The following is a 24,642-nucleotide window of genomic DNA, read 5'->3' as shown; positions in this document are numbered from 1 at the left end:
ATAACACTATGAAACTAAAAAATCAGATCGACGAAGAAAAAGTTCTGAATCCGCTGAATGGATTCGCGGCACTCTTCCTCTGTATCTTCGGGCTGGCAGCAGGCGTCATTCTTTTCATCCTTGGGGTTGCCTTATTCGAGGGTGTGGTGACCGGAGTATTTGTAACCGCAGGCATTGTGGTCTTTACTGCGGCCTGCATCGGTTTCGGTGGCCTGAAAGTCATTGACCCAAACGAAGCTTTGGTGCTGGCTCTTTTTGGAAACTACTACGGTACACTGAAAAGACCGGGCTATTTCTTCGTAAACCCCTTCTGTACCGGGATCAATCCCACTGCCAAGTCCTTTGTCCAGGCTTCCCCTTCCTCAGGGGGCACTAACCTGAAGCTGGGCGGCGAGACCAGCAAGAAGGTTTCCTTAAAGACCATGACTCTGAACAATGAAAAACAAAAAGTAAATGATGAGCTTGGAAATCCCATCGAAATCGGGACTGTTGTGATTTGGAAGGTGGAGAATCCCACAAAGGCAGTGCTGAATGTGGAGAATTACAAGAGGTATCTCTCCATACAGTGTGACGCCATCACAAGAAATGCTGCCAGGCTCCACCCCTATGACACCAGCGAAGGAGGAGACGAGCGCTCTCTTCGCGGCAGCAGCCAGGAGGTTGCTGACATCATGAAGGGAGAACTCCAGGAAAAGGTAGCGGATGCAGGCATTCGCATCCTGGAGGTGCGCATCACCCATCTCTCCTACGCGCCTGAGATTGCCTCCGCGATGCTTCAGCGCCAGCAGGCTGCTGCGATCATAGATGCACGGCAGAAAATTGTGGAGGGCGCAGTCAGCATGGTAGAAATGGCTTTGGAAAAGCTCAGTGAAAATGATATTGTAGAGCTGGACGAGGAGCGGAAAGCAGCCATGGTCAGCAACCTTCTGGTTGTACTGTGCGGTAATAAAGACGCACAGCCCATTGTAAACAGCGGCACCCTCTACTAAAACAGATAGAAAGGACTGAGGCCTGTGGCCAATACGCCGAAAGACAAGAGTAAAAAGCAGGTTCCTCTGCGGCTGTCAGCCAGCCTCTGGAATGAACTGGCCCAATGGGCAGAGGATGACTTCCGATCCATCAACGGACAAATAGAATATCTTTTGACCGAGTGCGTAAAGTATCGGAAAAAGAAGCAGGACCAAAACCTGTGATATAAGAGAATCCCGCTTTCTTATGTTTATCACAACGAGGCCGCCGCATCAAACCATGCGGCGGCCTCTCCTCTGTTCTTATTTATCATCCAGCTTTAATACACTCATAAACGCCTTCTGTGGAATCTCTACATTTCCGATCTGGCGCATCCGCTTTTTGCCTTCCTTCTGCTTTTCCAAAAGCTTACGCTTGCGGCTGATATCGCCGCCGTAGCATTTGGCAAGCACATCCTTTCTCATAGCCTTAACCGTCTCCCTGGCTATGATCTTGCTGCCGATAGCTGCCTGAATGGGAATCTCAAACAGCTGCCTCGGAATCTCTTCCTTCAGCTTCTCACACATCTTTCTTCCCCGCTCATAGGCTGTCCCTGCGTGAACGATAAAGGAAAGGGCGTCTACTTCCTCCCTATTTACCAAAATATCCAGCTTCACAAGCTCTGATCTGGCATATCCCTTCATCTCATAGTCAAAGGAGGCGTATCCCCTGGACCTGGACTTTAAAGCATCAAAGAAGTCATAGATAATCTCATTCAGCGGAAGATCGTATTTCAGAAGCGCTCTGGTCTCCTCCATGTACTCCATACCCAGATAGATGCCCCTGCGCTCCTCGCAGAGCTGCATAATAGACCCGATAAACTCTGTGGTCACCATGATCTCAGCGCTCACCATGGGCTCCTCCATATACTCAATCTCTGAGGGGTCCGGTAAGTTTGAGGGATTGGTCAGCTCTATGACCTCCTCATTTGTCTTGTACACTTTATAGATTACACCAGGAGCTGTGGTCACCAGATCCAGGTTGTACTCCCTCTCCAGACGCTCCTGGATAATTTCCAGGTGAAGCAGCCCCAAGAAGCCGCAGCGGAAACCAAAACCCAGGGCAATGGAGGTTTCCGGCTCAAATTGCAGGGATGCGTCATTGAGCTGAAGTTTCTCAAGTGCATCCCTCAAATCCGGATACTTTGCACCGTCCGCGGGATACATGCCGCAGTACACCATTGGATTTACCTTTTTATATCCCGGAAGCGGGGCCTTACAGGGCTCCTCCGCATTGGTGATGGTATCTCCCACCCTGGTATCCTTCACATTTTTCAGGCTGGCAGTGATATATCCCACCATGCCTGCGCTCAGTTCATCGCAGGGAATAAATTGACCGGCGCCAAAGTATCCCACCTCCACCACCTCCGCCGACGCCTCCGTGGCCATCATGCGGATAGGGGTTCCCTTTTTTACAGTTCCCTCCATAATTCTGCTAAAGACAATAACTCCTTTATAAGAATCGTAGAGAGAGTCAAAGATTAATGCCTGCAGGGGTGCGTTCGGGTCGCCGCCCGGTGCGGGAATCTTCTCAATAATCTGCTCCAGCACCTGCTCTACATTCATTCCCGTCTTTGCGGAAATCTGGGGCGCGTCCTGAGCTTCCAGCCCGATCACATCCTCTATCTCGCTGATCACCCGCTCCGGTTCGGCACTGGGAAGATCAATTTTATTAATCACCGGCATAACATCCAGGTCGTGATCCAGCGCCAGGTACACGTTCGCCAGGGTCTGCGCCTCAATGCCCTGGGCAGCATCCACCACCAGAATGGCCCCGTCACAGGCAGCCAGACTTCTGGACACCTCATAGTTAAAGTCCACATGCCCCGGGGTATCAATCAGATTGAAGATGTACTCCTCCCCATTTTGGGCTTTGTACACTGTACGCACAGCCTGGGACTTGATGGTAATCCCACGCTCTCTCTCCAGCTCCATATTATCCAGCACCTGAGCCTGCATCTCCCGGCTGGTGAGCAGACCGGTCATCTCAATGATCCGGTCCGCAAGGGTTGATTTTCCATGATCTATATGTGCAATGATGCAGAAATTTCTGATTTTGCTTTGGTCCATTGCTGCCACTTCCTATTCCTCCTGACATTTCTCCCAATTACTTCCGGAACAGTGTACCACACTTTTCACTCCCCACGCAATACCTGATTGAGAATATCCGCCAGAGGCTCCATGGCATTAAGCTCCTCCTGCACGGTATTTAACTGAGTGCCGGATTCAATCAGCAGGGCTTTGGGCCTCAGGTGGAGATTATATCTCAGGCTCTGGAGGTAAATATTCCTGGTCCATCCAGGATAATACTGGGCTGCCTTTAGCTGCAGCTGGAAGGAAAATGCCAGATTATCCTCTATGTAGGGATTGGGTAGATAATCAATCGCACCGTTCCTGGCTGTGCGGCTGAGGCCGTTAAAGAACATGATTTGGGCAGTGGGTTTTCCATTGATATCTTTCACGAATTTCTGTCCGTCCACCCCATCCCTGTGCAGGTCTATCACAACCTCTATGGAGGGATTCTCATCCAGGATCTGCTGGATATCCGGCGCCGCAAGTGTGTATGCCTTATTTCGGTCTAACTCCCCGTCAATCATGTCATAAACCTGTGTGTGATGAATCACATTAAATCCATAGGTGTCTCTTAAAATTTCTGTGAGACGGTCTCCCACACCCACAATGGTGGTACTCACGTCCCCCTCCACAGAGTCCGCAAAAGCCTCCTGGGAATGTGTGTGGTAAATCAGAATCTGCGGCTTTGAGCTGTCAGAGCTCAATTTCATATCTTTAGACATGAGAGTATCCACGTTGATCTGACTGCTGTCCGCTGTTGTGGATGGGTCTACTGCATAGAAATTTCCCAGAAGGTAATTAAAGTCCTGCAGCTTTTCCATAGATATTTCCTGTACCGGCTCCCTGGCTGCTGCCTGGGCAGCCTGCGTCTCCTGATGTTTCGTCTCCGCCTCGGTCTGGGTCTCCTCCTGGGCAGCCGTCTCTGTCTCCGTCTCGGGTGTCTCTGTCTGCATCTCGGTCTGTGACTGGGATTCCTTTTCTGCCTCCACTAAGAGCTCGTACTCCAGACTGCTCTCAATTTTGGGCATTTCATCCGCCTCAGACTGGGCATAGCCGTAGAGCGGAAAACTCTCACCGATCACATAGTGCATCCATCCCTGGTTCTGGCTTGTCTCCTCTTTTTGGTACGTCAACCCCGGCATGTAGGCATCCACAGCTGAGTTCTCCAGATTCCGCCAAATCCCTGAAACCACCGGAATCTTCTGCAGAAATCCATTATCCCCCGCAATAGCAAGACCTCTATATAAAATATAGAGGCCCAGCATAAAAATCAGAATCCACAGTACCGTCTGTATCCATTTCTGCAAATGATTCAAATGCCCTCACCCCATATCTTCCATCCTGTCCGGAACCCCGTATAAGGTTCTTAAGTTATTATATGAGGCTGGATATAGATTTATGATAAATCCAGGGCAATGTTGATTCCCTCAGAGATGGTATAGCTGATCCGTTTCACGGTCTCGTCAATATCTTTAGGGGTGACAAACATGGTATTTAAATGCGGGGAGATGAGCTCCCGGATCATTTGGTGCTTCTCACTCTTACTCAGAGTTCCCAGAGCTCCGCCTAAGTTGCGGATATGCTCTGTGGAGTCCATGGTTTCAATCAGGCTCTCCATGGTATCATTGACAATAGTGGCCGCATCCACCACAGTGGGAACACCAATGGCAATGACAGGGATTCCCAGCATTTTTTCATTGATCCCGTTTCTGTGGTTTCCCACCCCGGACCCGGGATTGATCCCTGTGTCTGTGATCTGAATGGTCCGGTTCAGCCTTCTGGTGCTCCTGGCCGCCAGTGCGTCAATGGCAATGACCAAGTCCGGTTTTGTCTCCTCCACTACACCCCGGATAATTTCCAGGGTCTCCATTCCTGTCTGGGCCATCACTCCCGGTACAATGGCGCTGATCAGATTCACCCTGTCACAGCCCATAGAAGCTTTTCCGTACTCCTTTACGACATGGCGGGTGATGTTCGCATTATTCACCACATTGGGTCCCAGCGCATCCGGCGTCACCTCCCGGTTGCCCAAGCCGACTATCAGCACAGACTGCTCCTCCTCACCCATCAGGCGTCTCAAATGGCCTGCCAGCGCTTTGGAAATCTCCCTGTGATAGTCCTCATCCGGTACGGACATGTTGGGTGCTTCCATTGTGATATAAGTTCCCACCGGCTTCCCCATAGCTTTCGCCCCGTTTTCCGTTTCAATGACAACCGTTGTGGTGGTGATCTCATTCTCCTGATCCTCCTCCTCATCAATCCGCACACCGCGGATCTCTACGTTGTCCTCTTCATAACTCTCTTTCGCCTCCAGGGCAAGATCCGTCCGGATATTAAATTTACCCAGCATAATTTCCTCCTTCTATGCCACTTTTTTATAGTTACTGTGAACAATAACTTTTTGTACTATTTTTTACATTTTTTTCTGAATTATGTATTGACATAGGGAGAATGTTAGTCTAAAATATATGAGTATGTTTACATTGAGCACGTCCGTGTCCGGCATCAATGCAGCATCATAATGAAATAACAAACATGATCATGATAAAATATTTTGGAGGTGTACAGATTGGCTAACATCAAATCTGCAAAAAAACGTATTTTAGTAAACAGAACAAAGGCAGAGCGCAACAAAGCGATCAGATCCAGTGTAAAGACTGCTGTCAAAAAGGTTGAGGCTGCTGTTGCTGCAAAAGATAAAGAAGCTGCGGCTGCTGCTTTATTGAATGCAACATCTGTAATTGACAAAGCGACCACAAAGGGTGTTTATCACAAAAACACATCCGCCAGAAAAGTTTCCCGTTTGTCAAAAGCGGTAAACAGCATCGCTTAATCGACTGAAGATCTTAAACATAACCCCCCGCCGGTTCCGTCATTCCGGCGGGGTTTTTATGTCAAATATGACCGGGTCATTTTCGGAAATGACCCGGTCATATTTGACACCCCGGGTTATCCGCTGTACTTGACAATCAGCAGTTCCACGCTCATCACATCATTCATTCTCCCGGTCTTCACTGCCTCCTCCGTGTCCACACACTCTTTCACCGCACTTTTCAGCTCCTCAAGAGAAAATTTACCGGTCTGCCTCAGATAGTTGCGAATGATGAAGCTCTGCATCTTCATTTTCCCTGCTATGGTATTCTGATCAAATCCCTGGTTCTGAAGATCTTTCACCTGCATCAGCAAATTGAACTGTCTGGTGATCAGATAGAGTATTCTCATGGGAGGCTCCTTCAAAGCCAGCAGGTCATAGTATAAATCCAATGCCTTTTTCTGTCTCTTCTCTGCAATGGCATTGATCATCTCAAAAATCTTATTTTCGGTCTGCTCCGTGCATATGGCCTTCACATCCTCTGAGGTGATCACATCTCTGCCCATGGTATAGCAGAGCAGCTTTTCCAGTTCCTTTGAAATATTTTCCATGTCATTTCCCGTCCTGGTGAGAAAGAGCTCCATGGTGGATGAGGTAATATTTTTCTTTTCTCTGCGCAGCGCTGTCAGGACCCAGTTCATCAGCGCCTTCTCATTCTGTCTGCCCATCTCCACCACCCTGCCGGAGGATTTTACCGCCTTGTAAAGCTTTCCTCTCTTGTCCACCTCATCTTCCACAAATACCATGCACGTCTCGGATGGAATCTGTGGAATATACTCCGCCAGCTCAGGAGATGCATTTTTAAAAAAGCCGCTGTTTTCTATTAAAATAAGGCGTTTATCCGCAAAAAATGGCATGGTTTCAGCCTGGTCGATCACTTCTTTTACGTTGATTCCCTTTCCCCCATAGATATTCAGATTCATAGTATCCTCGGTATCCATTATGGCTGACTTCAGTTTATTTTTATACAAGGTCTTCAGATAAGCCTCCTCCCCATAGAGAAGGTAGACGCTCTTAAACTGCTTGCTGCTGATATCTTCAATCAAACTCTTCATACTATCTCATGCCCCTCCTTACTTTATAAACGTCTCAGCATACTTATCCTTTGACGTCTGACACTGGTAAGTACCTTGACAATTACGATTATTCTACCATCCACAAGGCCTTTTTTCAAGTACGGCCGCTTTAAAGTCGAATAATACATCCTTGACAGACACAGTTTATTCTGCTATCATGATTACATACCAAACGTCGGTTTCAAAAATATGTCTACCGTTATCACATAATTTAGGCTGTTTAAATACAGCCATTTTTCTTATTGTTTTACATACCGAAAGTAGGTTTTAGAAAGGATTATAAATATGACAACACAAAAAGCTGTAAACGCGATTCATTTAACAAAATGTTTTGAAACGAACGCAGTACTTAATGACTGTACCATACAGATTCAGCAAGGTAGCATCTATGGGCTTCTTGGCGAAAATGGAGCTGGCAAGACTACGCTGTTTAAATTATTGACGGGACTATTAACCCCTGAATGCGGCAGCATTGAAATTTTAGGATCTGATATAACGAAAAATCGCAACCGCATTCTCTCCCAAATAGGGAGCCTAATCGAAGTTCCTTCCTTTTATGAACATCTTTCTGCACGAAAAAATTTGGAACTTCATCTTGCTTATATGAATACCTCTGGTATCGGTATTGAGAAAGCCTTACAGATGGTTGGTTTATCCTATACAGGTGAAAAAGCGGTTTCAACATTTTCCTTAGGAATGCGTCAGCGCTTAGGTATTGCGAGAGCTATCGTCCATGGTCCTAAGTTGCTTATTTTAGATGAGCCAATTAACGGACTCGACCCAATTGGAATCAAACAAATTCGTGAATTGTTTCTATATCTTGTTCGGGAGAGTCATATGACCATTGTGCTATCCAGCCATATTTTGAGTGAAATAGAACATGTAGCAGACACCGTCGGTATCCTTTCACAAGGAAAAATTTTACATGAAGCTGATTTATATCAAATAAAGGAAAATTACCCGGGGAGTTTAGAGGATTATTTTTTTATGTTAATGAGTGGAGGAAAACAGCTATGATAAAACTGATGAAGCTGGAATTACAGCGTGTGAACCTGCGAACCTACTTAATTGCAGACCTTATTTTGAGCTGCTTCATCCTGTTATTCACTTATTTTGTGGCGAATGTAGCACAAATTGAAAATGAAGCCGAGTTTATGAATTATGGGAACATTTATCAGTTCTCTTGTGTGATAGGGCTTCTACTTTTTGGGACTTTATCGGCCGTGATGTCCAATAACCTGGTAATAAAAGAATATTCCGGCAAGCGGTTAGCTCTGCTCTTTTCCTATCCTGTCAGCCGCAGGAAAATATTCATGGGAAAAGTATGGATTATTCTCCTGTTTTCTTTTCTGTCAACACTGTTCTGTACCTCAATACCGATTGCAATCTTCTCAGTTACTGAAACTGTTTTACCGATTGTCTCAGACACCATCTCCGCCGACTTATTAACAGAGACAATTCAAATGATTATTTTTTCCGCTTTATCTGTCAGCGCAGCCGGACTGCTCGCTATGGGAATGGGGTTTATCAGAAAATCTATTACGGTCACCTTGATCAGCGTTATTGTTTTCTTATGTATCTATGGAAATCTTGTCATAGGCACAAGCGGCCATATACCAACTATGTTATCTGTTGTGGGTGTTTCGCTCATTGCAGTAGTAGTCGTTCTTATTTTGTTGTCAAATAAAATCAATCAGATGGAAGCAAAATAGAACGTAAATAAAAACTAAGATGCTGAAAGAATGGTGACTTCTACATTCTTTCAGCATCTCTTTTCTTTATGATATTTCCTGAATGGCCTCGTCTTTTAGCTTCCTTTTACGCTTTGTCATAAGGCCTCCGATTCTTCCCGTTTCTTTTGCTGAGAGGGATCTCCAGCCGTTTTCCAATACCTGGTCCAACAGCCCCAGCTCCTCCGCAATTTCATATTTCAATTCTTCCTCTGGTGTCAGATTGTCTAAATCAATTTTCTTTTCCTTCTTAGCCATAAACAAGCCATACCCCTTTCTGTTCTTTGTCTGGAGTATGGCCTGTTTTTTAAGTTTTATACGTAACTATTCAGTACCTTCACAGTTACATGCAATAATCCATTTAAAATCACCTCCGGTGAAGGGATTTTTGCTCTTTCCTGCACGTATTACCTGCACAGGTCAATCATACTCATAGGGGATGATGATCGCTGCCACCAGATAGATGATAAATCCGGTAGTAGTGCATCCCAGCAGGACCATCAAGAGCCGAACCAAAGTGGGATCTATCCCTAAATATTCACCGATCCCTCCACACACGCCACAAATCATTCTGTTTTGTCTGGACTTATATAATTTTTTCATGTTATCCTTCCTCCTACTATTATTCAAAAGTTACCTCAACTTTTCCGATTCCACAGTTAATATCCATCTCTCTATCCGCATCATTGTCGATCTCCTGCGTACGTGACAAGCCAGAATAACTGCTTCCCCCAATCCGTACCTCGCCGATTCCACATTCCACTTCGTAATCAAAGTCCTCCTCCTGGTTTGTGAGCACCAGGCTTACTTCTCCTATCCCACATTCAATGTTACAGTTCCCCTGTATCTGCCCGCTGATATAGGTCCTTCCAACGCCGCATTCAATCACAACGTCCTCGCAGAGAAAGTCATAGGCCTCCAAACTGCCAACCCCCACTTCAATGTCCGCACTCTTAAATACCGTTCCCTTGGGAACCTCCAGTGTCACATACGCTGTCTTATCCCGCCTGAACAGCCCCTTCCGGTAATATTCATTTTCAATGCGGAGTGTTCCGTTCTCATCCTCACACAGGAAGGAACTGCCAATGTTCTGCGCATAGACTTTGAACTCATCCCCCTCTGCAGCTTTCACCACCATCTCCGTGTTTCCAAGATCCAGATACAGAGAGTCAATATCCCTGTAGGATTTTTCAAAATCATTCTTTTTTCCGTCCCTGGTGACAAAGGTATGGTCACCGTCGTCCCAGTAGACCATGTCTTGAAACTGTTCCAGTGTAGCGCCGCTGACAGCCCCTGCAATGGATAAGGATATTCCCAGCACAGCCAGTACGGCTGCGATGATCAGACATACTTTTGTAAACTTTTTCATGCGCTGCGCCCTCCTCTTCGAAATAGCCTTCCGCACAGGTCCGCGATCCCGCGAACTGCCCAGGGAATAAATCTACCGATAATTAAGATACATGCCAACAAAAACAGTATCCCTACTGCAAGACTCAGCATCCCAAGCCCTATCATCAATAGGCCAAGAGCCGGTCCTGCGAACATCTGGGCGATCCCAACCCCGATCAGCACTACACCTGCTACCACTCCTGCAAAAGTCAGGCCTGCGGCTGTAATACCGATACCAAAAATTGCTGCAATCAAGGACACGATTACTCCAAACAATGCTCCTATAATCGGAATCCCTACTGGAATTGCAAAAATACAGAGAATGACAATCAATATCACTGCCCCTGCGCTCCTGGGAGTCTCCTCCCGTCCCATTCTGTCCCTAAAATGGTCTTTTGCGTCATCATAGGTGCTCCTGTCTTTATAGGAATCTCTGGGCTGAGGTACTTTATTGTACTCACTGAACCGTTCGTCCCGGTAGCCGGATTCCGTATATTCACCGGCATCCGGATTTCCCCCGGCCAATCCCTCTTTAATCATGGCAGCCACCTTCTCGGGGCTTCCAAGTGTTGCGGCAACCTGCCGCTCCTGACCCTCTCCGGCCTCCTCAAAGTAATCCTCATAATAGGCCAGCGCTTCCTCCCTCTCATTCTCAGGAATGTCCTGAAGCAGAAAGCTTAGCTGTTTCATATATTCCTCACGGCTCATTACTCTGTCCCTCCCGTAAATATCTTGGTAATTCTAGATGAATACTCTTTCCACTCTGTCATATACAGGTTTAGCTGTATATGTCCTTTTTCCGTAATCTTATAGTACCGTCTGTTTCTTCCGCCGAACTCCCTGTCATAGACCTCCAGACAGTCATCCTTCTGCAGTCTGCGAAGCACCGGATAGAGCGTAGACTCCGATACCTCCAGGGCCATGCGCACATCCTGCGTTATACGATACCCGTAGGTCCCCTCCTCTTCCTTGGAGACAACGGCAAGTACGATTGCATCCAGCAGGGCCGCGCCTGTGTTAAATACCATCTTATCAACTCCTCTTAAAATATAATATTATTTTTTAGTTTATATTGTTTTGTTGTTAATATTATATGATGTATAATATGATTTGTCAACCACTATTTCTATTTCTTTTCAAAAGTTAGGGAATCCGTTACAATTCATTCGACTCTGCGCATTCACGGCGCAAAATTGTGAGAGGCGGTTCATTGATAAAAACTTGTAACGGTTCAGTACACAGTTACATGCAAAAATCACCTTCTGTGATAGGATCACTCCTGAATCATTTTCTTACGTTCTGCGCAGTAAACGCGCAGACCTGTTGAATAGTTGCAAAAGCTTAATAAAAAATGTAAAATTCGCTTGACATTTATTGTAAAGTGTACTATACTTCTATTGTAAAGTTAACTTAACAAAATTCATTTCAGAAAGGAGAGATCATTTGGTGACAAAAATACAGGAACTCCGCAAGGCCGTGAAAGTAACCCAAAATGAATTAGCGGATGCGGTGGGTGTAACCAGACAGACAATTATTTCACTTGAGAATGGGAAATATAAAGCTTCTCTGATTTTAGCCCACAAAATCGCACAGTTTTTTCAAGTAACTATTGAAGATATTTTTATTTTTGATCTGGAGGAGGAAAACATATGAGGGGACTCTTATGCACCACAAACGCAAAAACCAACGATGAATACAGAAAAACGATTAAAGCAAGAATGAATCTTATGATGATGGTCTTTCTGCTGGGCCTTTGCACGATTATCATTACTCTTTTGATGGAATATGTCTGGAAAGTGAATGTCAATTCCCATATGATGGGTTTTTACTGCGGGATTGGCACCGGACTGTCGGTGGCTGGGGCATTCATTTGGATTAAACACCGTTTACTCTTAAATAATGAAGAGAAGCTGAAAGAAAGCCGTCTTTCCAATTCAGATGAGCGTCTGCAGGAAATCAGCCGTAAATCCTTGGGATACGCCGGCATTATCCTATTGGTTGGACTATATCTGTCCTGTCTGATCGGCGGCTTTTTTTATCCGGAGCTGATCAAACTGCTGGCCGGGCTTGCATGGGTGTATGTGCTGGGTTATTTTATCTCTTATAAAGTTTTAGAACACAGAATGTGAATCCATAAATCTATAAACCAATACAAATTCAGGGGACACCACACGGGCTAAAAATATTTAGCCGGGCGGTGTCCCCAATTCATGTCTGCTATTTTACTTTCACTTTCTTTACATTGCTGTAATCTGTGTACACTTCTTTCCCATCAAAAGTCTTAAAGGCTCTCATGCGTACAAAGTATTTTTTACCGCTTTTCAGCTTCTTTAAGCTCTTTGCCGTCACATTTTTCACTGTTATAGTCTTTTTGCCTTTGAAGCTGGGCTTTAAAGCATACTGGATCTGATACCCTTGTGCGCCTGCTACTCTCTTCCAGGTAATTTTTGCCTTTCTCTTCTCAGCGCCGACGGCATTCCTCAGTACAGCCCTGCGAGCCTCAAATGCAGATTTTTCAGCCTCTCTCTGAGCTTTTTGTGCTGCCATTCTGGCTTCCTGCGCTTCCTTCAGAGCCTTTTCGGGTGCAACTCGGGCCTCCTGTGCTGCCTTCCTGGCCTTTTCGGCTGCAGCTGCCCTTTCCTCCGCTATCTTCTGAGCTGCCTGGGCTTCTGAGCGGGCTTTTTCCGCATCCTCTTTGGCGGCAATCGCTGCTATTTTGGCCGCTTCTGCCAGTTTTGCTTGTGCCTTTGCAGACTCTGCTGATTTCTCCGGGGCTTCCTTATAGCTCTTGGCTGTATCCTTTGCCTGTACTGCCGCGTCCCTGGCTGTCTCTGCTGCCCCCTGGGCTTTCACTGCATCATCCTTTGCTCTCTCGGCTGCTTTCTGAGCGTCTGTGGCTCCGGCCTGAGCATCCTCCGCCGCCTTTTTCGCAATCTCTGCAGCTCCCTGGGCATTCTGGGCTAAGTTCTTGGCACTTACCGCCTCTGTCTGAGCCTGTTCGGCTGCTGTCCGGGCATCCTCAGCCAGTTTCTGGGCATTCTTCGCTTCTGTCCAAGCATCCTCGGCAGCCTTCTGGGCTAATTTAGCCGCTTCACTGTGCTCACCGGATTCATTCCTGGCTGCCTCTGCAGCTGTTTGGGCATTCTTCGCCTCTGTCTTGGCATCCTCTGCCCTTTTCTGGGCCTTTTCTGCTTCCGTTTGAGCATCCTGCGCTGCTCCCTGAGCATCCTCGGCAACCTTCTTGGCATCCTCGGCAGCCTTTCTTGCTGTCTCTGCCGCTTTTGCTGCCTCTGCAGCCACTTTTGCCTCACTTTCCACTTTAGCATAGGTGTAAGGCGTCAGGGTTACCTCTCCAATCACTCCAAAGCTGTAGGTATTGCCGTCATTTTTCCCGTATTTTACATTGGACATATTGCTGGATACTTCTACTTCAATCTTATTAACGCCTGCAACTAGATACGCTCCCACATCCGTCCGCAGGGAAAGCTGATTCATGGGCACCTCCACTCCATTTACAGACAAACGTCCCACATCCGATACGCGGGTGAACTCTAAATATGCCCCCTGTCCTTCCTCCCACCCCTTTTCCAGGTCAAAGGTGGTTGTATATTTTGCAACACCTGCCACATTCGTCAGGTCAGTGCTGATTTCATACCACGGCACAAGTCCTGTCTGTGACAAATCAAATTCCTCTGTAGGCACTACTTTTGTCTCAAACACACTGGCCCCCTCAGTCCACTGTTTCAAAATCATGGTCCAGTCTGTCAGCCTGATCGTATCCTGGGCCTTGTCCAGGGTTAAGCTTCTGGATGAGCCATCTGCAAATTTCACATCCACGTTTCCTCCCTTGGCGGACTGCACTGCCAGGCTGTAATCTGATGTTTCATCATACACTGCACGGTCCGCATTTGTCCCGGCAACAGCCTTTTTGACGGTTTTACTGCTCCATCCCTCCCCGGCAACAGCTACCACCATGGCATCCTGGGCTTCCAGATCCATCCGGACGGTCACGGAACTGCCGTCTGTGGTATACTCCGCAATAGGGGTAATCTCACCGCTCCAGGGGTCCAGAAGATAGGGTACTCCCTGACCTTTCAGTGTCAGACTCTGGGCACAGTCCTCTGTCCCGTCATTGTAGATATAGTACAGGTCAGCATTTCCCGTATCCCTGTGCTGGAAGTAAACCTGTGCAGCCTTCTGGGGCCGGGCATCGGGTGCAACCCCAAGCTCTCTCAAAGCCTCCACTGCCTCGGTGCGGTTGGCCACGCTCTTAACACTGTCAAGTTTCCCCAGCTGATCCATATACTCAGCCAACTGCGCGTCCTCATTGGAAACCAATGCATTCCCGTCCGCCTCCGCGCTGGGATACGTATTGGCTCTGCTGGGAGCATCCCCGATGATCACAACCGGCAGTCCTGCCTTTGCAGCATCCAATACCTTTTTCGCTGTATCCAGAGGCATGGGCGGCACGGTTCCGTCATTCATTGGTTCAATGACAAGCGCCTTGTAGGAAGGTCCATCCGCTGCCAGAACCACCTGTCCATCCTGCTCTCCCACCACCGCATTTTCCAGATTCAGAACCGTGGGCGTCACATAATCATAGGTATATCCTGCTTTTTCAATGTCCGTCATTTGGGAGCGTACATTCCCCTTCCCATAAAAGGGAACGGTAAACCGCCAGGTCAATATCTCCCTGCCCCTGCTGAAGCACCATCTGATACCGTGCCAGCGCATCTGTCATAATATCCACATTCTCCCACATGGGAGTCTTATCATCCCACTCATTTCCGTAGCTCAGGGCTGACATAGCCGAATACCCCGGCCAGGTCTGGGTTACCGGAAAATACGTATTTTCCGTATCGCTGAACTTATAGGTGGAACCGTGGAACACCAGCTTATTTACACCTCCCGCAAACAACCGGTTTGCATAGTACATAAGGCCCATATGGCGTCTGTCTCCGCCATTTTTAAGCTGGGTGTCTGTCCAGGTTTCACGCCAGTCATCCTGCCCTATCTCCGCAGCCTCCGCGGAATAGATGGAATCCTTTTTCATGTGCACAATGCCGCTGAGCTGACGGTAGGAATCCGGGACCGTACCGCTCATGGCATAGGATTCCGCCTCAACGATGTCAATATTTAAGGCCGGATACGTCAACTCAAACATACTGCTGCCGGCGCTGCTGTACGCCTGGTATCTCACAGTCATATTGTGGGTCTTCGCCCATGTCTGCAGAGCGCCCATGTGATTCTCAGACATCAATTCTGTCATGGTGGTGTACAGGTCATCGCGTACCCTATCCCCTACAGCGCCGAGATTATTATTAATTGCCGGAAGATAAGGAGTCAGGTCATACCCCCTGCGGGTCTTAAATTCCTCTAGCATCTTAGGCGTCCATAGGCTGCTTCTCAATTCAAAGGAATCCCCGAAAATACTGCCGCCGTTTTGCTCATAGAGGGATTTCAGTTCCGGATCACTGTCCATAGCCTTCTCCCAATTGTCAATCACAGCCTGCGTGCCTTCAGCGCTCATATGGTCAATCACATATTGCTCCATGCCATAGCCCAGGGTATGGTTCGCAGTCTGACTATAGAAATAAAAGATCTTCCAAGCCCCCTCCGACGGAGCCGTCCAGCTTATCTCCCCCGTGGACGCATCAAATTCCGTATTTGCATCAGCTAATACATCCACTACGCTGTCAGGATCATAGCTTTTGTCCTCCAGCACCTTTGCCGCCGTGATACCGATCAACGAATACGCACGCTTAGAGTCAAAGCCCGGACGCCATGCACTGCCAGACGCCGGGAGTGCCAACGATTCGCTCGTATAAATCATGGAGCTTCCCTCCTGACCGGATGCTTCAAAGTCCACACCGGCCTCCCAGATCTGCTGTTCCGCGCGGGGATCGTCTGCATCCGTAATCTCCGGCGTTGCCACCGGCCACATCTGGCCCACGGTAAAATCCACCTGAACCCCAAAGTCCAAGCCTGCCTGTAAGATCCATTTCATGGTTTGATTCCAGGTTGCGTCATTAATGACACAATTTTTTGCCAGCTCCAGGCACTGCAATTCCACTCCTGCATAGCCCCCGTCAGCAAAATTCTTTACCTCCCTGCGCACTTCCTCCTCAGTCATACGCCCTGGAGCAATCCACCAGCGCATAAAGGGCTTTGCATCCGTATCCGGCTCCAAAAAAGCCTGTTCAAACTCTGTAAGCCCTGCGTTTTCCCCCGGTGCCGCGCCCTGAACCGTGCTTCCCAAAACCGTTGCCGCAAGCATGGCTGAGGCCAACATCACTGAAGCAATCTTCTTTCGTTTCATAAATTGAATCTCCCTTCTTTCCTTTAATAGTATAATTATAAATTTCACCCATTGAAGTATTGTTAAAAGTTCATTGAACGATTGTTGGGGTTAGTTTTTTAACTCCCTCAAAGATTTTTCCGCACATGCAAAAAGCTGCTGTAAGACCAGTTGTCTTCATCTGGTCTTGCAACAGCTTTTACATGATAAAGGAAAGCATATCCCAAAAAGAATGGAAAATAGCTCCGGTCCATATGGATTTACTTTTTCTGAAAGCCCATCCAAATATCAAACTAAGCCCAAACATGGGTATGCTAGTACTTATAATAGCCCTAATATCCTGGCCATGATAAATCCATGAAGGGTAATGAATCAAGACAAACATTGCGGATGAAATAAGATTTGCCCTGCGCTCACTTGTAAAACGGGCAATCGCATTTAAAAACCACCCTCTGAATACACTCTCTTCAAAAATCCCCACAGTCAGTACTGTAATAATAAAATCATATGGTTTCATTTCCAATTCAAAGCCCTGACTGTCAAAGAAAAATATGCCGATATGGTATATGACAGCAAATAGGAGAAGCGGCAATAACATTTTCAGGTCTGGCTTTGTGTTTGTCATCTCCTTCCACGAAACCTTTAGAGCTTTATTATATCTTTTAATAAAAAACACAGCATACAGAGGCCACCATGCCGCTTGAATGAGAAATCCTATTGTCCAGGACAGATACTCATTCATATGCGCCAAATCTATAAATACCACGCGAAAAGTCCATCCACACAAAAAGATTATGTAAGTTAATACAATTGTTCCCCTTTTTAACTTTCTCATGATCCTCATATCCTCCGAAATTCCTGAGATTCGTCTGCAGTCCCCATTAATCATGCTCAGGATTGCTTATATATAAATTAGTACTCATTTTTTTCTAAAGGTTACCGTTATTTTGTGTTTTAGTAGAACTTTTAAGACATCGTCTTCCATTTCACACACCTTATCATTTAGGACGTCAATATCCTCTCTGTTGTGACTGACTAAAAGAATCGTTTTCCTTTCTATTTTCATCTGCAGGAATAACTCTCTCATCTCCCGAACTCCCTTTTTGTCCAAGCCATTCAATGGCTCGTCTAAAATCAAAATATCAGGCTCTTCCATAATTGCCTGAGCGATGGCCATCCTTTGTCTCATTCCCAAAGAATACTTACACACAGCTCTTTTGGGATAAGAATTTAGACCTACTTTCTCTAAAACATAACAGAGGAATGCGGGTACCATAAGTGCAAAAGAGCGCATAAAAAAGAACACATAGCTTAGCAATACCCCTCTTTTTCCTTTCAGTACGAATCATGCAGTACATATTGCTGAGCTACATAAATGGAATATCGGCATTCACATAAATAGCACCCAAAAAGAACATTAGCGTCAAATATCATTCTCAGAACACCAGGAGGCAACCGTTTGGTTACTGATCCTGCATTCCTGGATTCGGCTGAGTATTCCGGGCGATTCTGAACCGTCATTCCGGAAGCACAGTACCGTGAATCCGCTTTGATGGATACCGCAATTCTGGGCATTGAATACTGTGATTCCGGTCAAATGATACCGATTTTCTTTATAATGTATCCATACGCTTTGAAGCGTAAATACATTACAAAGGAGGTCATCGTTTATGACCAAGTATCGCCAGATCATCCGGCTATCCGGATTAGGTCTTAGTCAAACTAACATTGCCCTCAGCTGCAATGCATCCAAAACAACAGTTAACAAGGTGCTCAAGGCAGCAAGGGAGCAGAAGCTTTCATGGCCGCTGGATCCTAAGCTAACAGATCCCGTCCTTGGTAAGTTGCTTTTTCCTGATTCGAAAGCAAAACCTGCCACATCAAAGCGGATGCCTGATTACGAGCATATCCGCAAGGAACTTCTCCGCAATGGAGTAAATAAAAAGCTTCTCTGGACAGAGTACCTTGAGGAATGCCGCCTCTCCGGAGATGAGCCGCTTATGTATTCTCAGTTCTGCTATTACATCCAGCAGGATGAGCAGAAGCGCCGTGCCACTATGCATATCCATCGAAAACCTGCGGAACAGGTTGAAGTAGATTGGGCCGGAGATCCGGCACACATCATAGATCCGGACACCGGCGAAACCCTGGATGCTTACATTTTCGTAGGAGTCATGACCTACAGCCAGTATCCATATGTAGAGGCATTCATGGATGAAAAGCAGCCGTCATGGATCACTGCTCATGTTCATATGTACGAGTACTTTGGCGGTGTCGCCAGGATTCTCGTGCCGGACAACTGCCGTACTGCTGTAGATCACAATAAGGGATGGAAAGATCAGCGCATCAATGCCGTCTATCAGGAGATGGCAGAGCACTATGGCACTGCGATTATCCCAGCCCGCGTCCGGGCTCCAAAGGACAAACCCAATGCCGAGGGCAGTGTAGGTAATATTTCCACATGGATCACCGCAGCCCTGCGTAATGAGCAGTTCTTCTCCCTTAGTGAGTTAAACCAGGCAATCCGACAGAAACTGGAAGATTTCAGTCGTCGCCCTTTCCAAAAGAAAGAGGGCAGCCATGCGCTTACAAGAGGCGCAGATTACTACAGGAGGTAAGGAACTATGAGTACACAAAGCACTATAGATAAACTCATTGAAATGCGCCTGACTTCCATGTCAGATGCATTCCGCACCCAGATGGAGGATCCCAAGATGAAGGGGATTCCTTTTGAGGACCGTTTTGGGATGCTGGTGGACATCGAATACAGCAATCGTAAAAGCAACAGTCTGAAACGCCTGATCCGCAATGCCGGGTTCGACCAGCCGGATGCATACATTGGAGATATTAATTATACTTCAGGGCGCAAGCTGAACCGTTCTTTGATTAAGCGGCTTGCAACCTGTGAATATATCACAGAGCACAGGAATCTCTTTATCACCGGGGCTACCGGAAGTGGAAAGACTTATCTGGCCTGTGCGTTCGGGATGGAAGCATGTAAGCAGCGTTACAAGACAAAATATGTCCGGCTTCCGGATCTGCTCCTTGAACTGGAGATGGCACGTAATGACGGTACATATAAGAAAGTCCAAGGGAAATATGCCAATCCAGTCCTGCTGATCATCGATGAATGGCTTCTGTTAAAGCCCACCGAATCCGAACAGCATGACATTCTGGAGCTTCTCCATAGGAGACGCAGGAAGTCATCTACCATCTTCTGCTCCCAGTATGATTCCAATGGCTGGTATGATCAGCTTGGTGGTGATAATATTCCCCTCTCAGAAGCAATCCTGGACCGCATCAAGCATGATGCATACAAGATCAACATCATCTCGACTGATCCTGCGAATTACAGATCCATGCGGGAAGTATATGGATTAGATCCTGCATTAAGCGTGTAAACTCGCAAGTAGCAATCACTTAAGTGAGGTATCCCTGTTCCGGACTCGCAGTATCTTAGTCCCGGACTTACGGTATCCGTTCCTCCGGCACAGGGGTACATTTTCACCGTAATATACAACAGTGTGACCCGTCTGCTCATAAAGCGGTATAAATTGCAGGAAGAGAGCAAATGCGGCAGTGTTATCGGTGTTGATGATTTTGCATTCAAAAAGCGCTATACCTTAAACCAGTTGCCATATTAGACGGACGGGATGGCAGCACCCTGAAGGAATGGCTTGCTAAAAACAAGCATGTAAAAACTGTGACACGTGGCCGTGCCAGTGCTTATGCATCGGCAATACAGGAAATACTCCCGGATGCCATACAGGTAGCTGACAGGTTCCATCTGCATCAGAATCTTCTGGAAGCAATTAAAAACACGGTAAACTCCTTAGTGCCAGTGGACATAAAAATCCCAAAAGATTATGATAAAGACTGCCAGAAAGCAGAACCCCAGAGAAATAACGAGAGTAAAAAAATACCATGTGGTGTGGATAACTTTGCTGAATAAAACGAAAAAAGTGTACAGTTATACAATGCCATCCATGAATATGATGATGCTGGATACAGTAAAAGGGCAATAGCTAAAATGGTGCATTGCGGAAAGAACACAGTCACAAAGTATCTGAATGGAGATTATGAATCACTGTGCCGTAAAGATTTCCGTAGTGGGATGGACCAATTTTATAATCATATCATCAGTGAACTATCTGCCGGCACCAGTAGAAAAGACGTATACCGCGATCTGCTCACGAAAGGCTATCAGGGCGGACAGACAACGGCATATGACTACATGAATAAAATAATAGAACGGCTCCATATAGATGTTGCAGTTTATAAAAGCACTTCGGCAGAATCAGTCCAGAAGAAAAAGCAACTCCAAGGGTATGATCATCTGTCAAAGAGCGGAGTGTTCCGTTTCCTATGGATGAATACAGAGATTACGGCAAAGCACAAAGCATATTTAATGGATAACTACCCTCAACTAAATGAAATGCTCGCCTGTATACGTGAATTCCGGAAAATATATCAACGCAAAAGTATGCCACCGCTCTATCTTTTCATTGAGAAATACAAAAACTCAAACTTAAAAGAGATTGCCCGTTTTGCAAAAGGTCTGGAAAAGGATCTTTCCGCTGTAGAGAATTCAGTAGCCAGTCCATTATCAAACGGGTTTGTTGAAGGTACAAATAGTAAATTAAAAATGGTAAAGCGAACCATGTATGGGCGTTGTAACAAGCCCTTGTTAGGAGTGTGTGAAGAAAAGTCTGTAAATACAGTTCTTCTATGATAAGTTTGAGCTGGTAAGTTAAGGAATTAGCTTCCAGCTCTTGTTTTATATATACTTTAGATATCCTTGCATGTCAAGAGAAGGCGAGTGATTCCCGCCTTTTTCAGGACTGTACTTCTTATTCTGGCAGTCGGTCCGAATACATGATACTCAGTTCCCCATAGACCTGAGCCCAGTTCCGAATTGTTGTTGTCCAACGCTTCGTGGCTTCAAATGTGGACAGATAAAGTGCTTTTAACAGAGCGGTATCGCTCGGAAATACACTTCTCTGACGATTCAGCTTGCGATAGGTGCCGTTCAGGCTTTCAATCGCATTCGTCGTGTAAATGACCTTTCTAACCTGTGAAGAAAACTTAAAAATCGGGGATATGGCCTCCAAGTTATCACTCCAGCGTTTCATGGAATTGGGATATTTAGGTGTCCATTTTTCGCTGACCCGTTCCTGGGCTTCCAGCGCTTTCTTCTCATCTGGTGCATGGTAGATGGTTTTAAGGTCTGTTGCAAATGCTTTACGGTCTTTGTCAGGTACGTATTTTAGAGTATTTCTAACCTGATGGACAATGCAACGCTGGTATTCTGTTTTAGGGAATGCAGCAGCAATAGCTTCTTTGATTCCGCTAAGCCCATCGGCACAGATGATGAGGATATCTTTTACTCCACGATTTTTTAGTTCATTCAGCACAGAGAGCCAATACTTAGAACTTTCATTATCTCCGACATTGATTGTCAGAACTTCCTTCTTTCCTTCTGTGTTGATCCCAAGAATAACGTATGCGGCTAATTTTCGAATCACGCCATTATCCCGGACAGAATAATGAATGGCATCTATGTACAGGATTGGATAAATCTCATCCAATGGACGGTTCTGCCAGTCTTCAATCTGTGGAAGAATCTTATCTGTTACATCTGAAATAAATCCTTCTGATGCTTCAAAACCATAAATATCCTCCATCGTTTCAGATATTTGTCGGGTAGTCATTCCTTTTGCATACATGGAGATGATTTTCTGATCAATATCAGAGATATCCTTCTGGCGTTTTCTTACAACCTGAGGTTCAAAGGTTGACTTACGATCCTGAGGAACATCGATATCCATGCAGCCATAGCTGCTGTTAACACGTTTGGATTTGTAGCCATTACGATAATCATCACTGTCTGAACGCTCGGATTTTTCGTATCCAAGGTGGTCATCCATTTCAGCTTCCATCATTTCCTTGATGGTTCCGCCAAGTAAATCTTTGAGTGCATCCTGAATATCCTGTGCAGACTCAATGTCATACTCCTCCAAGAGCTGATGGATGATGTTGCGTTTTCCTTCTGTCATTTGTACTCTGTGTACTGGTTTCTTTTCTCTTTTTGCCATAATAAAAGGCCTCCTCATATAATCAAGTGTTTTTTATTGAAAGCTCAAGGTCTTTCAACCTTTCATATCTCAGTGAATAAGCCACAGTCATGGATATTTCGATGTATCAGGTACTGAAATAGCGGTTATTGGGTACACGAAATAGAACGTCCTCTTTTCTGCTCTACATGGCCTTGTGTATACCCATCCCTCTATGGCAGCTAACCTCCTATGTCCACCAGGATCATCTCTGTCTCCAGAGTTCCTCACTTCCTTCGTTCTGCCTATCCATAACCAGGGTGTCAGCTTTGCTCCTATCCGGGGTCATGCCCCATGGACTGAATTCCTGCCGACTACTGGCTCATTCTTTGTAGTTCTGATTACTGACCTGCTTCCTGTATCAGCACTGCTTCCAGTGGACGTTGTCTGCTACATTCTGCCTTTTCTGTGGCTGTCCTTATGACAGCCTGCTGTATAGTTACTTGATATTTCTTATGCAGCCTGCATATATCCTGTTGGTCGTTTAATGTCTACAAGCATCTTTACTGGATCATACTCCACGCCCTTTGTCAGCATGGCATAAAAGACTCGGATCAGTTTTGCTGCAACTGCCATCAGCGACTGCATCTTCTTTAATGGATTGATTTTTCTGGTTGTGTAATAGTGATGCAATTCTCTAAACTCCGGATTCTTTCCTACAAGGGACATTGCAACCTCGAATAACAGATACCTCAGCCTTTTCCGGCCACGCCTGCTGATTGTTGTCTGCCCTTTATGCTTTCCGGAACTATTCTCAACCAATGCCAATCCTGCAAGTTTCTGCAGTTCCTTTGGATTGCTGAAGCGGCTGATATCACCTACTTCAGCCAGGAATCCCGACACTGTCTTGATTCCTACACCCTTGATCTCCATCAGCTTTTCAGCCATTGGGATCTGTTTTACCAGTTCCTCGATCAAGGTCATTACTTCCTGAAGACGATGATTTCTGGATTCATAATCCTCCAGCAGCATACGGATTTCCAGCCTTGCGGCGGTTGCTCCTTCTTTCGTTCCGACACTGTGCCTTGCAGCTTCCATCAGGGTCTGTACCCTCTTTTTCCCGACTGCTCTTATTTTGGCATCCCGCCAGATCTGGTTCACTCCCTCGACACCCAACGTCAGGATGTCTTCCGGCAGTGGCGCTTGTTTCAGGATCATCATTCCGCTTATTGCGTCCGGTTTCCCATACACTGTTTTGTATTCAGGAAAATATATATGGAACCAACGACTGATCCGATTCTGAACTCTCGTAAGTTCCGACTGGATCTGAAACCGCATATTGGATGCTGTTCTCAGATCTGCGTAAATACCGTCCGGCAGGTATGGGATCATATATCGCCCCTCTTTTACCAATCCTGCAATGACTTTGGGATCCTTACGGTCATTTTTCGTTGGATTATTGTCGTCGAGTTCTTTTGATTTCTTTACATGATGAGGATTTACCAGTACCGGCTTCATCTCATTATCCTGAAGGAATTTCCCAAGATTAAACCAATAATGCCCGGTGGGTTCCATTCCCGGAACTACCTTGTCCTTCTCATGCTTTTCTTTGATATCCAGTATCCATGCCTTGAACATTTCAAAGCCTGCTTCACTGTTGCTGAATTTAAACGGCTTCTTAGAAAACTCAATACCTCTGTAATCAAAAGCTCTTGCATAGTGTGTTTCACTTCCGACATCAATTCCGATTACCAAAGTTTTTTCTGTTATTGCTTCAATTTTTTTGTTCTGTGTGTTAGACTTCATTGTAGATACCTCTCTGTTCAATAAGATTTTTACTAACCTGCCAGTCAGTAGTCTTATTGTACTCTGAGGTATTTTCAATTTTCAACGTCCACATTTTAAATTATACAGGAAGCTCCTATGATTTTATTTTATCATAGAAGACCCTTAGTATCTTTATTTACAGAAAAACTTTCACAGACTCCTTGTTAGCAGCAAAACTGATGTACTCAAGAGGATAGGATAACGGAAAAGTGCGGAAGAACCCCGTTCCTCCGGAACAGGGGTACATTTTCACCGTAATATACAATTCACGAGCGGCTTCCATCACATCTATAATAACTCGCATTATTTACCCCACA

General features: G+C 46.0%; 25 protein-coding genes and 1 pseudogene. 11 read left to right on the top strand and 15 right to left on the bottom strand.

From position 1 onward, the window contains the following. Nucleotides 1-8 precede the first annotated feature (8 nt). On the top strand, nucleotides 9-989 hold the full coding sequence (locus AC0THY_RS11290) for an SPFH domain-containing protein (protein ID WP_489990703.1): 981 nt from the start codon (nucleotides 9-11) through the stop codon (nucleotides 987-989). 24 nt (nucleotides 990-1,013) lie between these two features. Next, the gene (locus AC0THY_RS11285) at nucleotides 1,014-1,193 is read left to right on the top strand and encodes a type II toxin-antitoxin system antitoxin (protein ID WP_489990702.1); all 180 of its coding nucleotides are present in this window, start codon (nucleotides 1,014-1,016) and stop codon (nucleotides 1,191-1,193) included. A gap of 78 nt (nucleotides 1,194-1,271) precedes the next feature. Here AC0THY_RS11285 and lepA read toward each other — a convergent pair whose 3' ends face one another. The 3 genes from lepA to gpr all read right to left on the bottom strand — a co-directional run bounded on the left by lepA (nucleotide 1,272) and on the right by gpr (nucleotide 5,430). Further along, nucleotides 1,272-3,077 (bottom strand): translation elongation factor 4, encoded by a 1,806-nt coding sequence (lepA, locus tag AC0THY_RS11280; RefSeq protein ID WP_489994184.1) that lies wholly within the window; start codon nucleotides 3,075-3,077, stop codon nucleotides 1,272-1,274. Between the two features lie 65 nt (nucleotides 3,078-3,142). Beyond that, nucleotides 3,143-4,396, bottom strand: coding sequence for a stage II sporulation protein P (gene spoIIP, locus AC0THY_RS11275; RefSeq protein ID WP_489990701.1), 1,254 nt, complete (start codon nucleotides 4,394-4,396; stop codon nucleotides 3,143-3,145). 80 nt (nucleotides 4,397-4,476) lie between these two features. Next, entirely contained in the window at nucleotides 4,477-5,430 is a 954-nt protein-coding gene (gene gpr / locus AC0THY_RS11270; protein WP_489990700.1) for a GPR endopeptidase, read from the bottom strand. 219 nt (nucleotides 5,431-5,649) lie between these two features. On the opposite strand from gpr, the gene rpsT reads away from it, so the two are divergent. Then, on the top strand, nucleotides 5,650-5,913 hold the full coding sequence (gene rpsT, locus AC0THY_RS11265) for a 30S ribosomal protein S20 (RefSeq protein WP_489990699.1): 264 nt from the start codon (nucleotides 5,650-5,652) through the stop codon (nucleotides 5,911-5,913). Nucleotides 5,914-6,029: 116 nt separating this feature from the next. Here the strand turns inward: rpsT and holA are convergent, their stop codons facing one another. Continuing rightward, complete coding sequence (gene holA / locus AC0THY_RS11260; RefSeq protein WP_489990698.1) at nucleotides 6,030-7,007, bottom strand: DNA polymerase III subunit delta; 978 nt, start codon at nucleotides 7,005-7,007, stop codon at nucleotides 6,030-6,032. Between the two features lie 306 nt (nucleotides 7,008-7,313). Here holA and AC0THY_RS11255 point away from each other — a divergent pair, with 306 nt between their 5' ends. Together AC0THY_RS11255 and AC0THY_RS11250 are read left to right on the top strand one after the other, a co-directional pair. Beyond that, on the top strand, nucleotides 7,314-8,045 hold the full coding sequence (locus AC0THY_RS11255; RefSeq protein WP_489990697.1) for an ABC transporter ATP-binding protein: 732 nt from the start codon (nucleotides 7,314-7,316) through the stop codon (nucleotides 8,043-8,045). Further along, on the top strand, nucleotides 8,042-8,740 hold the full coding sequence (locus AC0THY_RS11250; RefSeq protein ID WP_489990696.1) for an ABC transporter permease: 699 nt from the start codon (nucleotides 8,042-8,044) through the stop codon (nucleotides 8,738-8,740). Before AC0THY_RS11255 ends, AC0THY_RS11250 begins: the two co-directional genes overlap by 4 nt. Nucleotides 8,741-8,806: 66 nt before the next feature. On the opposite strand, the gene AC0THY_RS11245 is transcribed toward AC0THY_RS11250, so the two are convergent. The 5 genes from AC0THY_RS11245 to AC0THY_RS11225 form a co-directional block, all read right to left on the bottom strand. Further along, nucleotides 8,807-9,016 carry an alpha/beta-type small acid-soluble spore protein gene (locus AC0THY_RS11245; RefSeq protein ID WP_489990695.1) on the bottom strand — a complete coding sequence of 70 codons (210 nt, stop codon included), beginning with the start codon at nucleotides 9,014-9,016 and terminating at the stop codon, nucleotides 8,807-8,809. A gap of 162 nt (nucleotides 9,017-9,178) precedes the next feature. Further along, nucleotides 9,179-9,361: a PspC domain-containing protein gene (locus tag AC0THY_RS11240; protein ID WP_489990694.1), complete on the bottom strand. Its 183-nt coding sequence runs from the start codon at nucleotides 9,359-9,361 to the stop codon at nucleotides 9,179-9,181. A 19-nt stretch (nucleotides 9,362-9,380) separates the two neighbouring features. After that, complete coding sequence (locus AC0THY_RS11235; protein WP_489990693.1) at nucleotides 9,381-10,127, bottom strand: hypothetical protein; 747 nt, start codon at nucleotides 10,125-10,127, stop codon at nucleotides 9,381-9,383. Beyond that, nucleotides 10,124-10,855, bottom strand: coding sequence for a DUF1700 domain-containing protein (locus AC0THY_RS11230; protein ID WP_489990692.1), 732 nt, complete (start codon nucleotides 10,853-10,855; stop codon nucleotides 10,124-10,126). Before AC0THY_RS11230 ends, AC0THY_RS11235 begins: the two co-directional genes overlap by 4 nt. Further along, nucleotides 10,855-11,175, bottom strand: a complete 321-nt coding sequence (locus tag AC0THY_RS11225; RefSeq protein WP_489990691.1) for a PadR family transcriptional regulator — start codon at nucleotides 11,173-11,175, stop codon at nucleotides 10,855-10,857. Before AC0THY_RS11225 ends, AC0THY_RS11230 begins: the two co-directional genes overlap by 1 nt. A gap of 415 nt (nucleotides 11,176-11,590) precedes the next feature. Between AC0THY_RS11225 and AC0THY_RS11220 the strand changes: the two genes are divergently transcribed. Both AC0THY_RS11220 and AC0THY_RS11215 read left to right on the top strand, forming a co-directional pair. Then, nucleotides 11,591-11,800: a helix-turn-helix transcriptional regulator gene (locus AC0THY_RS11220; RefSeq protein WP_489990690.1), complete on the top strand. Its 210-nt coding sequence runs from the start codon at nucleotides 11,591-11,593 to the stop codon at nucleotides 11,798-11,800. After that, nucleotides 11,797-12,276: a hypothetical protein gene (locus tag AC0THY_RS11215; RefSeq protein WP_489990689.1), complete on the top strand. Its 480-nt coding sequence runs from the start codon at nucleotides 11,797-11,799 to the stop codon at nucleotides 12,274-12,276. Before AC0THY_RS11220 ends, AC0THY_RS11215 begins: the two co-directional genes overlap by 4 nt. A gap of 88 nt (nucleotides 12,277-12,364) precedes the next feature. Here AC0THY_RS11215 and AC0THY_RS11210 read toward each other — a convergent pair whose 3' ends face one another. The 4 genes from AC0THY_RS11210 to AC0THY_RS11195 form a co-directional block, all read right to left on the bottom strand. Beyond that, nucleotides 12,365-14,779, bottom strand: a complete 2,415-nt coding sequence (locus AC0THY_RS11210) for a sugar-binding domain-containing protein (protein WP_489990688.1) — start codon at nucleotides 14,777-14,779, stop codon at nucleotides 12,365-12,367. Then, complete coding sequence (locus AC0THY_RS11205) at nucleotides 14,766-16,466, bottom strand: glycosyl hydrolase (RefSeq protein WP_489990687.1); 1,701 nt, start codon at nucleotides 16,464-16,466, stop codon at nucleotides 14,766-14,768. The genes AC0THY_RS11210 and AC0THY_RS11205 overlap by 14 nt, the downstream gene beginning before the upstream one ends. Nucleotides 16,467-16,644: 178 nt before the next feature. Then, complete coding sequence (locus AC0THY_RS11200) at nucleotides 16,645-17,280, bottom strand: CPBP family intramembrane glutamic endopeptidase (protein ID WP_489990686.1); 636 nt, start codon at nucleotides 17,278-17,280, stop codon at nucleotides 16,645-16,647. Between the two features lie 84 nt (nucleotides 17,281-17,364). Further along, nucleotides 17,365-17,763 carry an ATP-binding cassette domain-containing protein gene (locus tag AC0THY_RS11195; protein WP_489990685.1) on the bottom strand — a complete coding sequence of 133 codons (399 nt, stop codon included), beginning with the start codon at nucleotides 17,761-17,763 and terminating at the stop codon, nucleotides 17,365-17,367. Nucleotides 17,764-18,115: 352 nt separating this feature from the next. On the opposite strand from AC0THY_RS11195, the pseudogene istA reads away from it, so the two are divergent. The 4 genes and pseudogenes from istA to AC0THY_RS11175 all read left to right on the top strand — a co-directional run. Further along, nucleotides 18,116-19,024 (top strand): annotated as a pseudogene (gene istA, locus AC0THY_RS11190) (IS21 family transposase); the annotation flags it as partial. Between the two features lie 45 nt (nucleotides 19,025-19,069). Further along, complete coding sequence (locus AC0THY_RS11185) at nucleotides 19,070-19,846, top strand: ATP-binding protein (RefSeq protein WP_489990684.1); 777 nt, start codon at nucleotides 19,070-19,072, stop codon at nucleotides 19,844-19,846. Between the two features lie 203 nt (nucleotides 19,847-20,049). Continuing rightward, nucleotides 20,050-20,397, top strand: a complete 348-nt coding sequence (locus AC0THY_RS11180) for a transposase (RefSeq protein WP_489994183.1) — start codon at nucleotides 20,050-20,052, stop codon at nucleotides 20,395-20,397. Between the two features lie 162 nt (nucleotides 20,398-20,559). Further along, nucleotides 20,560-21,177 carry a transposase gene (locus tag AC0THY_RS11175; protein WP_489990683.1) on the top strand — a complete coding sequence of 206 codons (618 nt, stop codon included), beginning with the start codon at nucleotides 20,560-20,562 and terminating at the stop codon, nucleotides 21,175-21,177. A 118-nt stretch (nucleotides 21,178-21,295) separates the two neighbouring features. Here the strand turns inward: AC0THY_RS11175 and AC0THY_RS11170 are convergent, their stop codons facing one another. Together AC0THY_RS11170 and AC0THY_RS11165 are read right to left on the bottom strand one after the other, a co-directional pair. Beyond that, entirely contained in the window at nucleotides 21,296-22,501 is a 1,206-nt protein-coding gene (locus AC0THY_RS11170) for an IS256 family transposase (protein WP_489994182.1), read from the bottom strand. 510 nt (nucleotides 22,502-23,011) lie between these two features. Then, nucleotides 23,012-24,304, bottom strand: coding sequence for an IS110 family RNA-guided transposase (locus AC0THY_RS11165; RefSeq protein ID WP_489990682.1), 1,293 nt, complete (start codon nucleotides 24,302-24,304; stop codon nucleotides 23,012-23,014). Nucleotides 24,305-24,642 lie beyond the last annotated feature (338 nt).

The organism is Ruminococcus sp. 8Y-12 (assembly GCF_058119865.1).
This window is presented reverse-complemented; position numbering and strand designations above follow the sequence as displayed.